The following is a 10008-nucleotide window of genomic DNA, read 5'->3' as shown; positions in this document are numbered from 1 at the left end:
CGCCCGGCGACTCAGGATTTATCTGGCCGGGGGCGCTCTCCACGCACATGGACGACGAGATCTCCGTGGACGAACTGAAGGAGCTGGTAGACGAGGGGGCGGACGTCCGCCTCGTCGACATCCGCTCCTCGGCGGCGTTCGAGCGGGGACACATCCCTGGTAGCGAGAACATCCCGTTCGCGGAACTCCCCCGACGGATCGAGGAACTCGACGGGGCAGACCGCATCGTCACGATCTGTCCGATGGGTCAGTCCTCGGTCCAGGCCGCCCGCCTCATCAAGTCCTACGAGGGGACGAACGAGGCGACCGTCGAGAGCCTCCGCGAGGGGCTCGAGGGCTGGGACTACGGCTTCGAGACCGGTGAAAACGGCCGGACCGACGGAGCCGAACGGGGGGCGCGGGCGGCGAGCGAGGGCTCGGACGCGCCGTTCTGACCGGAGGACGGCCGTCGGCGCGCCGATCTCTACCTTACAGGGCGTTCTCGCTCGAGGCGTTCTGCCACTCCAGTTCCCCCGCCGAGTCGCCGCTCCAGACGTCACTCGCCGGACCGTCCCCGTTTTCGGGGACGCCCCACTCCTCGCTGTAGCTACCGCCGTCGCGCTCGGCGGCACGGTCCCCGCCGTTCCCCGGGTCGACGAAGTCGGGCGCGTCCGCGGAGGGCGTAGACGGATCGGACGGCTGCCCCGCGGACGATCGCTCCGAGGGCGGTTGCTCGGAGGAGGGCTGCTCCGAGGGCGACTCGGAGGTCGGTCCCGACGCCGGCGTCTCGGTCGGCGCGGGCGTCGGGGTCGACTCGGGCGTCTCCGCGGCGTCCGGCGCGGGTGTAGGCGTCGGGGAGTCCGTCCGCGCCGGTTCGGAAGAGGGGGACGCGGTCGGAGACTGGGCGGGCGATCCGGTGAACGACCCCTCCGCGGAGCGGGCCGGTTCGTCCGTCCGGTCGTCGGACGAAGAGGGCGGCTCCGCCGACGGCGTCCCGTTTCCGACCGCGCCGACGGCGTCTCCGGGATCGGACGCACCTCCGGATGCGTCCGACTGATCGACGAGGCTCGGGAGGGTCCACAGCGCGATTGCGCCCGCGACGGCGACGACGACGAGTCCGGCGATCACGACCAGCGCGAGGACCCCGATCGATTCGAGCGCGGAGTCGCCGTCGTCGGCCGACGACCCCGGGTGCGGCGAGCGAGGTCCGCGACGTCGAGAGTCCGATGGCATTGGATTGTCATCTCCGCGGGATCTATTAACTGTCCTGCACGAAACGACGGAAAATCAGGCGTCGGCGACTGTCCCCGGCGGCGACGCGAGGTCGACGGTGCCGCCACTACTCGGTGGTGGACGACGGAAGAAAGCGCGAGGGTGTCAGGCCACGTTGAAGCCCTTATCGCGGAGGAAATCCTCGACCCGACCGCGGTGGTTGCCCTGCAGTTCGATTGAGCCCTCCTCGACGGTGCCTCCGCAGGCGAACTTCGACTTCAGGTCCGACGAGAGCGTGTCCATGTCCACGTCCCGAGGGTCGAACCCCTCGATGACCGTTACCTCCTTTCCGTATCGGCGCTCGTCGATGCGGATGCTTATCTCCTGGGACTCTCTGGCGACGTCCTCGCAGACGCAGAGTTCCTGGGGCAATCCACACGTCGAGCAGACTTCCGACATTACAGTTGCGAACTACTCGATGCCCATATTAAACGTTGTCGGGACTCACAGGAGGAGAAACGGGAGACTCGGAACGCGTGGGCGCGAGCGGATTCGTTCGCGGTTCGGCAGAGTGACCCACGCACGCAGAACGACCCTGCGGGCCTACAGCCGCGTCTCGTCGTCGACGAGGTCGTCCACGAGCGCGATGGCCTCGTCGGCGAGGTCGCGGCTCGACCGTCCGGCGTAGACCGCCTGCTCGTATATCTCGCCCACCCGGCGGGCGCGCGCGTCGGGGAGCGTCTCGAGGTACTGTCGCGGCGTCTCGGCCGGATCGCGGGCGCGGCGTGTCCGCTCGAAGAGGTACTCGAGGCGCGCGAACGCCCGCCTCACGTCCGCCGACGGGTCGTCGGTGCGCGGCTGACGGCGCAACCAGAGGGCGCGGTAGGCGCGGTCGGCGACGCCCGACCGCCTGGCCCCCGCGGCCAACCCCACCGCGACGACGAGACCCAGCGCGAGTTCCTCGCGCGTGGGGAGCGTGAACTGGAACCCGCCGTCGGCGTCGTCGCCGCCGTCCCCGCCGCCCTCCGTACCGGGTCCGTCGGGACCGGCGACGCCGCCGGGCGTCTCATCGGGCGGACCGGCCGTCCCGTTCGTGCCGTTGGGCTCGGAGCCGTTGTCGGTCGGCGTCGGCGACGGGTCGTCGGTACTCTCGTTGTCCGGGGTCGGGGTGGGCGTCGGGCGCGTCTCGTTGGTGTCGACGTTCGCCGTGCCGTTCTCGCGGGCCGACTCGATGCTCGACTGCTCTGCCGACTCGCGCGGACCGGAGGGGGTCGGGTCGAACGCCACCCAGCCGTGACCGGGGAAGTAGACCTCGACCCACGCGTGCGCGTCGAGGCCGCGGACGACCCACTCGTCGGAGCCGACCCGCTCGCCCTCGGTGTACCCGACCACGAGACGGGCGGGGATGTCCTGCGAGCGGAGCATCGTCACCATCGTCGTCGCGTAGTAGGTGCAGTAGCCCGCCTCCATCTCGAAGAGGAACTGATCGGCGACGTCCCCGCTCGGCTTACGCACGTCGAGGGAGTACGCCTTCTCCTCCTCGAGGTAGGTCTCGACGACCCGCGCGGTGTCGTAGGGGTTGTCCGCGTTCGCGGTGAGGCGGTCGGTGAACTCCCCGACCCGGTCCGGCGTGCTGTCGGGGAGCTGCGTGAAGCGCTGCTCCACGTCGTCGGGATAGGCGGTGCCCGCGTCGCGCAGTTGCTCCGGTTGGGACGTTGGGACCTGACTGACGACGGTGTAGTTGTCGCCCTCGCTCAACGGCTCGCCGGGCGTCACGCCGCCGAAGTCCGTCACGCGCGCGGAATACCCCGACGTCGAGACCGGTTTCCACGCCGCCGGCATCACGTTCAGATCGCCCTCCGCGGTGACGGTCTGACGGACGGTCCGGGTCGGTCCCTCGGGTGGGTCGAGCGCGTCGGCGCTGTACGGTCGCGACTCCGCGGTCCGTATCCACCCGTCGCCCGTGTAGCGGTCGTAGGCGCCGACGCGCCAGTAGCTCCCCTGTTGGCTCTCGACGGTGAAGCGGACCTCGGGGCTGAGGCTGATCGCCCCCTGCATGGCGAACTCGCCGTCGTCGTTCACCAGGCTCGCCTCGACGGTCTCGGCGTCGGGGTCGTCCGTCGGGAGCAGCGGCTGGCCCGAACCGGTCGGGACGACGCTCGCCGAGACGGTGAGCACGACCATCGCGGCGACGACGAGCGCCACGCCGTCCGCGTCCGCGAGCCGACCGCCGCGGCGGTCGAGGTCGCCCACCCCGAGGACCGCAGCGATCGCGACGACCCCGAACAGCGCGGTCATCACGCTCGCGTCGCCCGTGAGGACGAAGAACAGCAGCGCCGCGCCGCCGACGGCCGCCGCGAGGCCGTATCGACGCCGCGCCGTCAGGTACCACGAGAGGAAGACCGGCACCGGCGCGACCGCGAGCGCCCAGACCTCGGCGTTGATGATGCGGAGGATGGACAGTCCCGTCAGCAGCGCCACGACGTCGGCCCAGATGAACTGGACCTGGTCACCCGGCGCGTACGTGTTCGGGATCGTCGGGAGGTAGAGCAACCCGCCGCCGACGGCGAGCGCGGCGGTGAGCAGGACGCCGCCGATCGGGGGGAGCACCCGGGCGAGCGCGACGCCCGCGAGGAGCGACCCCCCGGCGAGCGCGAGTAACAGCGTCGGATCACCAGTGACGTCGACGATCCCGTAGAGGACGCTCAGGTACGATGCGGTGAGGAGACCCATCGACGCGACGGCGACGATCCGGGGGCCGTCGACCGGTGACCGCCACCGTGCGCTCACGCCGGGACCACCCCCCGGTCGGCGGCGATATCGTCGAACGAGACCGTCCGCCCCCGAACGTCGACGGTCACCCGACCGCGGGCGTCGGCGCTGACGCGCACGTCGGCGCGGTCGAGGTCGGCCGCACCGAGCCGGCCGGGCGGGGTGCGCGCCAGCAGTTCCAACACGGCGAGGCGGTGGCGGTCGCCGAGCCCCCGATCGAGGTGCCCGCCGGGCGTCGTCAGCGCCACCTCGACGCCGTGGTCGAGGAGGTACGCGGCGATGCTGGCCGTCGCCGTCGCCATCCGGTCCGCGTTCCGGCCGCGATCACCCGCGGCGGCCTCGCACGCGATGGCGACCGTCCCGGTGTCCTCGTCGGCGAACTCCATGACGACGAACTCCTCCTGTCGTTTCGCGCTCGACTTCCAGTGGATGTCGCGGAGCGCGTCGCCCGGGGCGTACTCGCGGAGGTCGTCGAACGCCTGGCGCTCGGTCGTCCCCGTCCGGTCGACGATCTCCGCGAACGCGCCGCCCGGGGTCACGGGCCGGACCTCGGGATAGACGAGCACGCGTTCGTCCGTCGAAAACCGGTACGTGCGCTCGAACAGCCCCAGCGCGTCGTACGCCGTGACGGTGAGCGGGCCGACGTCGTGGGCGCCGCGGTGGACGAGGTCGAACTCGTACTCGACGGTGGTCGCGCCGGAGATCTCGCGGACGTACTCGCGGGGCCGGAGGCCGCGCCCGAGGCGGTCGGTGACGGTCGCGGGACCGTTCGCGTCGACGCGGATCCGCATCGTCCGCGCGTCGTTCGGAAACCCCGGCGCGGGGACCATGCGCTCGACCTCGGGACGGCCGCCGGAGCGCACCTGGACCGCACCCGCGAGCAGGGCGATGAGCGCCGGCGCGGCGACCGCGTTGAGCCCCTCCTGGCCGAACGTCGCCGCGAAGACGAACGCCAGGGCGGCGATCACGACGACCGTGACGCCGCGTGCCGTCGGCCTCATACCGGCGTCGAGTCGAGCGCCGCCCCCACGACGTCGCGCGCCGTCCGGTCGCCGCCGGGGGTCTCCCGGATGCGGTGAGCGAGCGTCACGACCGCCTCCCGCTGGACGTCGTCCGGGATCACGTAGTCGCGGCCGTCGAGGACCGCTCGCGCCTGGGCGGCGCGCAGGAGGGAGATCGAGCCGCGGGGGCTCACGCCGAGTTGGGCGTGGTCGCGCGTGTAGCGCGCCAGTTCGGTGACGTACTCGCGGACGTCCGCCTCGACGCGGACGCGGGAGACGGCCCGTCGGGCGGCGCGCACGTCCTCGGCCGTCGCCACCGGGTCGAGCCCCTCGATGGGGTGGTCGCCGACGACGCGCGCGAGCACCTCCGACTCGTCGGCCGCGTCCGGATAACCGAGGTGGAGCTTCTTCATGAACCGGTCGAGTTCGGCCGCGGGCAGTTCGTACGTGCGGTCGCGCTCGACCGAGTTCTGCGTCGCGATGACCACGAACGGATCGGGGACGACGTGGGTCTCGCCGTCGACGGTCACCTGCGTCTCCTCCATGGCTTCGAGCAGCGCGGACTGGGTCTTCGGGGGCGCGCGGTTGATCTCGTCGCCCAGCACCACGTTCGCGAAGATGGGGCCCGGACGGAACTCGAACTCGCGGGTCTGCTGGTTGAACACGTTCACGCCGGTCACGTCCGACGGGAGCAGGTCCGGCGTGAACTGGATGCGCTTGAACGTGCAGTCCACCGACCGCGCGACGGCGCGCGCGAGCATCGTCTTCCCGACGCCCGGCACGTCCTCCAGCAGGACGTGCCCCCGGGCGAGCACCGCCGTCACGATGTGCTCGACGGTGTCCGGGTGGCCGACGATGACGCGCTCCACGTTCTCGGCGACGCGGCGGGCGAGCGCCCCCGCGGCCTCCACGTCGTCCGCGTCGCCCGTCGTGTCGGCAGCCACGTTGTCACTCATTGCGTCCGAACGGTATCATAGGTAACAAGTACTTTCCGTCGATCATATCGGGCGAGGCGTTCTCTCACATGCCCCTCACGCGACGGAGCAAAGTAATTCTGCTGGAACAGGAACCCTGTGAGACATCTTATAGGGGAGCTCCGGAGTCGATGTGCGTTCCGCCAGCGTCGTCGGCCGCGCGCCGGAACGCCCGGTCGCACCGTCTCGCAACCACTCAGACGGTCACGCCAGCGCCGGTAGAACGCCGTGCTCCGTGCAGAGACGGATTCATCGCGTTGGATCCCTGAGGTACGCACGCTATGCTCCGCACGATACTCACGGCGGTCGGCATCGTCGAACTCCTCTCGCCCGAGGCGCTCATCGACGCCGCCGAGCGGATCGCGCTCGACGATCCGGACGACTGCGAGTTGAAGCCGTGGGTCGTCCCCGGCGCGCGGATCGAGGGACTCGCCTTCTTGATTCTCATGTGGCGAAGCGACGCCTCGTACTCCGCGTTCAAGAAGTTTCTCGGCCTCGTCGGAATCCTCGCGCTCGCGTTTCCACGCGCCTACGTCGACTACGGCGCTGAACTCGCGTACACCGACGCCGCCGAGTGCGAGTGGAAACCGTGGGTGTACCCGGGGACTCGCCTGGTCGGATTGCTGTACGTGGGCATCGCCCTCGACGAACTACGGAAAGGCAGAGCCTCGGGGAACTCGTAGCGGTGGGTTCGCAGATCGCTCGTCCAGCGGTGACGCGGCTCACCTCACCTCCCGCTAACGCCGTTCGAACCGCCGAACGCGGTCGCGCTCCGGCGAGCAGCGCCGGAATCCGACCGTGAGTTTATACCGAAATACGACCAAATCCGACCCATGACCGAAATCGTCCGCGACCCGAAGCACAGTGACGGCGCGCCGACGATAAACGACACCGGTATCCGCGTGATAAACGTGGCCAGCGCCTACGAGCACAGCGGTTACTCGCCGGACGAGATCGTCGGCTTCTATCCCGTACTCACGCTGGAGGACGTCCACACTGCACTTGCCTACTACTACGCGAACATCGACGAGTTCCGTGACGTCGAGGTCGACTCGGATGCGGCTCCGGCATGAGGGTGTACGCGGACGAAAACGTCTGGCTACCGGTCGTCGAGGGCCTCCGTCGTCGGGGATGGGACGTGACGACGGTCTACGACGAGGGGACGGTAAGGGACAGCGACCGAGAGCACCTCGAACGTGCGACGCGAAACGGGTGGCTCGTTCTCACGTTCGACGACGACTTCCTCTCGCTGGTCGCGGCCGACGAGAACGCGGAGCGCGCCGGGATCGTCTACGTGGGACAGTACGGGAAGGAGGTCGGCGAACTCGTCCGACGCGTCGACGCGGCGCTACGGCGCAATCGCGACCGCGATCTCGTCGGCGAGATCGTCTACGCCTGACCTCACCACTCCTTGCACTCCTCGCACACCAGTCGGTCCCCGTCGCGCCAGCGCCACCCGGTGGGGAAATATAAATTACCACGAAGGGCGTACTTCGACGCATGAGCGAGCGGGAAGCAACGAGTTCGCCGCCGTCGGCCGACACCCACGCCCTCGCAGCGGAGGCGTTCGTCGACCGCGCCCGCTCCCGATTCGAAGCCGAGATCACCGAACTGTACGTCTTCGGTTCGACCGTCCGTGGCGAGACGCGCGGTCTCGCCAGCGACGTCGACGTTCTCGTCGTCCTCGACGACAGCGCCGATCAGAAGGCGATCGCCGACGCCCTCCGCGACCTCGCCTACGACGTGATGCTCGAGTACGGGCCAGTCGTCGAACTCCACGTCCTCTCGGGACGCGAGTTCGATCAGTTCCGAAATGAGGGCAATCCATTCATCGAGAACGTCATCGACGAGGGACGTTCGTATGCCTGACGACGAGGAAGGCCCCGAGGAGGCAGCGGTCGAGGACCAACTCCGGCAAGCCAACCGGGCGCTCGCGGACGCCGAAGGCGCGCGGAACGCGGAACTCTCCGACGCGGTCGTCATCAACCGGCTGTACTACGCTTGCTTCCACGCCGCACAGGCCGTCCTCTACGACCGTAGTCACAACCCCGGCTCCCACGGGGGCGTTCTCTCTCTGTTCGGGTCCGAGGTCGTCGTCGCCGGCGACGTACCGCGTGAGCGTGGTCGCTTCCTCAACGATCTCTCCGAGCTCCGCAAGCGGGCCGACTACGGCTACGGGCGTATCGACGATGACGTCGACGCGCTCCTCGCTCGCACTCAGCAGTTCGTCTCCGAGATGGAAGACCTGTGTACGTCTCGGGACTGAGTGTCGCACTACGCACCTTCGATGGGCAACAGTTCTACGATCACCACTCTTTGCACTCCTCGCACACCAGTCGATCCCCGTCGCGCCAGCGCCGCTCGACGCGCTCCTCACACGCCGCACACGGCGCGCCGCCGGGCGTCCAGGCCATCGTCGCGGCGGCGGGGCGAAGGGGGAGTCCGGCGGGGAGGCCGTCCGGCGCGGACGGCGGATCGTCGGGGGCGTCGGGCGCTACGTCCGCGCCGGGCGGGTCGTCCGCCGACTCGGCGTCCCCCGACGCGTCGGTCGCGATCGCATCCCCCGCGTCCTCCGGATCGCCCGCGCCCCCCGCATCGGCCGCCTCCGCGGTCGAGGCGGACGCGGAGGACGACTCGGCGAGGAACTCGTCGAGCGAGCGGTCCCGTTGCATGTCCCTACCTCTCGCCCGGCGACGTATAGCCGTGGCGGACGGACACACACAAGTACCAGCGGACGAACGGGGAGGTATGCAGAACGTACTCGTGCGACTGATCGAGAGCCTCCCCGAACTCGGCGCGGGGTTCGCCGAGATCGCGTCGATGAGCGTCGGCCAGGCCGTGCTGCTCGCGCTCGGGGCGCTCCTCCTCCTGTTCAGCATGGGCTTTTTCGGCTACCTGGTCTTCGGCGCGCTCGTCCGGCCCATCGCCAACTTCGCGACGCCCGGCCGCGGCCCCGTCGAGCGCCGCGAGCAGGAGTACCGCGAACCGCGCTATTGAATCACGCCGACCACCCACTCCTCACCGCCCTTCCGCCCGGTCGAGCGCCGCCGCCGCGAGGTCCACCGCCGCCTCCAGGTCCGGACCGAGCGGCGCGCCCACGACCACGCCGTCCGCGTGTTCGAGGAGCGACCCGAGTCGCGCCCCGACCGACTCGGGCGTCCCGGCCGCGCTGAACGCGTCGATCATCGCGTCGGTGACCAGCCCGAACGCCTCCGCGAACCGCCCGGCGCTGATGGCGTCGCCGACGTCCGCCGCCCGATCGGCGTCGATCCCGTGGCGGTCCAGCACCGGGGGGGCCGCGCCGGCCGCGATGAACGCCGCCGGCGGCCGCGCGGCCGCGCGGGCGGCGTCGACGTCCTCCGCGACGCTCACGCTCGCGTAGGCGACGAGGTCGAACCCGCCGTTTCCGTCCCGTCCGTCCCGCCCGACCCGCCCGTCCTGCGCGCCCGGCCGGTCCTCCAGTCCGATCTCGACCTGCTCGCGCGCCCACGCGAGGTCGTCCGGGTGCGAGCCGTTGAACAGCAGGCCGTCGGCGCGCTTGGCGGCCATCCGGCACATGTGCGGCCCCTCGCCGCCGACGTACACCGGAATCCCGTCCCCACTCGGCGGTTCGTAGTTCAGGCCCGCGTCCGCCGCGACGAACGTCCCGTCGCGGGTGACGCGCTCGCCGCGCCAGAGCGCCCGCGCGGTCTCGAACGCCTCCAGCACGGGCCGCAATCCCCGCTCGTCGAGCAGGCCGAGGTTCCGGAGGGTCGAGGGGTCGCCCGGCCCGATCCCGAGGACGGCGCGCCCGCCGGAGAGTTCGTCGAGCGTCGCCAGGGCGGAGGCCAGCCGAACCGGGTGGACCTCGTGGGGGTTGACGACGCCCGGACCGAGGCTGACCTCGTCGGTCGCGCCCGCGATCTCCCCGAGCGCGAGAAACGGGTCGCGATTGTTGTAGTGACAGCTCGTGAACACCGTGTCGAAGCCCGCCGCCTCCGCCCGCGCGCCGAGGTCGGCGAGCCGCGGAACGGGGTGTTCGGGCGTGAGTTCGATTCCTCTCATGGGTCGTGTACTAGCGGGCGCGGCGA

14 protein-coding genes are annotated in these 10008 nt (G+C 70.4%); 7 read left to right on the top strand and 7 right to left on the bottom strand.

Features of this window, described 5'->3' with window-relative positions; translation table 11 throughout:
- Nucleotides 1–47: 47 nt before the first annotated feature.
- On the top strand, nt 48–434 hold the full coding sequence (locus P1K31_RS12975; RefSeq protein WP_276303745.1) for a rhodanese-like domain-containing protein: 387 nt from the start codon (nt 48–50) through the stop codon (nt 432–434).
- A gap of 34 nt (nt 435–468) precedes the next feature.
- Here P1K31_RS12975 and P1K31_RS12970 read toward each other — a convergent pair whose 3' ends face one another.
- The 5 genes from P1K31_RS12970 to P1K31_RS12950 form a co-directional block, all read right to left on the bottom strand.
- Complete coding sequence (locus tag P1K31_RS12970) at nt 469–1212, bottom strand: hypothetical protein (RefSeq protein WP_276303744.1); 744 nt, start codon at nt 1210–1212, stop codon at nt 469–471.
- Between the two features lie 144 nt (nt 1213–1356).
- The gene (gene yciH, locus P1K31_RS12965) at nt 1357–1650 is read right to left on the bottom strand and encodes a stress response translation initiation inhibitor YciH (RefSeq protein WP_276303743.1); all 294 of its coding nucleotides are present in this window, start codon (nt 1648–1650) and stop codon (nt 1357–1359) included.
- Between the two features lie 144 nt (nt 1651–1794).
- Complete coding sequence (locus P1K31_RS12960; RefSeq protein ID WP_276303742.1) at nt 1795–3981, bottom strand: transglutaminase TgpA family protein; 2187 nt, start codon at nt 3979–3981, stop codon at nt 1795–1797.
- Complete coding sequence (locus P1K31_RS12955) at nt 3978–4964, bottom strand: DUF58 domain-containing protein (RefSeq protein ID WP_276303741.1); 987 nt, start codon at nt 4962–4964, stop codon at nt 3978–3980. Before P1K31_RS12955 ends, P1K31_RS12960 begins: the two co-directional genes overlap by 4 nt.
- On the bottom strand, nt 4961–5920 hold the full coding sequence (locus tag P1K31_RS12950) for an AAA family ATPase (RefSeq protein WP_276303740.1): 960 nt from the start codon (nt 5918–5920) through the stop codon (nt 4961–4963). The genes P1K31_RS12955 and P1K31_RS12950 overlap by 4 nt, the downstream gene beginning before the upstream one ends.
- Nucleotides 5921–6219: 299 nt before the next feature.
- Here P1K31_RS12950 and P1K31_RS12945 point away from each other — a divergent pair, with 299 nt between their 5' ends.
- The 5 genes from P1K31_RS12945 (at nt 6220) to P1K31_RS12925 (ending at nt 8204) form a co-directional block, all read left to right on the top strand.
- Entirely contained in the window at nt 6220–6621 is a 402-nt protein-coding gene (locus tag P1K31_RS12945) for a hypothetical protein (RefSeq protein WP_276303739.1), read from the top strand.
- 150 nt (nt 6622–6771) lie between these two features.
- Entirely contained in the window at nt 6772–7011 is a 240-nt protein-coding gene (locus P1K31_RS12940; RefSeq protein ID WP_276303738.1) for a DUF433 domain-containing protein, read from the top strand.
- The gene (locus P1K31_RS12935; protein ID WP_276303737.1) at nt 7008–7337 is read left to right on the top strand and encodes a DUF5615 family PIN-like protein; all 330 of its coding nucleotides are present in this window, start codon (nt 7008–7010) and stop codon (nt 7335–7337) included. The genes P1K31_RS12940 and P1K31_RS12935 overlap by 4 nt, the downstream gene beginning before the upstream one ends.
- 101 nt (nt 7338–7438) lie before the next feature.
- On the top strand, nt 7439–7807 hold the full coding sequence (locus tag P1K31_RS12930) for a nucleotidyltransferase domain-containing protein (RefSeq protein WP_276303736.1): 369 nt from the start codon (nt 7439–7441) through the stop codon (nt 7805–7807).
- On the top strand, nt 7800–8204 hold the full coding sequence (locus tag P1K31_RS12925; protein ID WP_276303734.1) for a HEPN domain-containing protein: 405 nt from the start codon (nt 7800–7802) through the stop codon (nt 8202–8204). Before P1K31_RS12930 ends, P1K31_RS12925 begins: the two co-directional genes overlap by 8 nt.
- A 40-nt stretch (nt 8205–8244) precedes the next feature.
- Here the strand turns inward: P1K31_RS12925 and P1K31_RS12920 are convergent, their stop codons facing one another.
- The gene (locus tag P1K31_RS12920) at nt 8245–8610 is read right to left on the bottom strand and encodes a DUF7573 domain-containing protein (RefSeq protein ID WP_276303733.1); all 366 of its coding nucleotides are present in this window, start codon (nt 8608–8610) and stop codon (nt 8245–8247) included.
- A gap of 76 nt (nt 8611–8686) precedes the next feature.
- Here P1K31_RS12920 and P1K31_RS12915 point away from each other — a divergent pair, with 76 nt between their 5' ends.
- Nucleotides 8687–8935, top strand: a complete 249-nt coding sequence (locus P1K31_RS12915) for a DUF8024 family protein (RefSeq protein WP_276303732.1) — start codon at nt 8687–8689, stop codon at nt 8933–8935.
- Between the two features lie 21 nt (nt 8936–8956).
- On the opposite strand, the gene P1K31_RS12910 is transcribed toward P1K31_RS12915, so the two are convergent.
- Nucleotides 8957–9982, bottom strand: coding sequence for a 5,10-methylenetetrahydromethanopterin reductase (locus P1K31_RS12910; protein WP_276303731.1), 1026 nt, complete (start codon nt 9980–9982; stop codon nt 8957–8959).
- Nucleotides 9983–10008 lie beyond the last annotated feature (26 nt).

It is taken from the genome of Halomarina halobia (assembly GCF_029338575.1).
GTDB classification, from domain to species: Archaea; Halobacteriota; Halobacteria; order Halobacteriales; family Haloarculaceae; genus Halomarina; species Halomarina halobia.
Note: the sequence above shows the minus strand (reverse complement) of the source record. Positions and strands in the feature narration are given on the sequence as shown.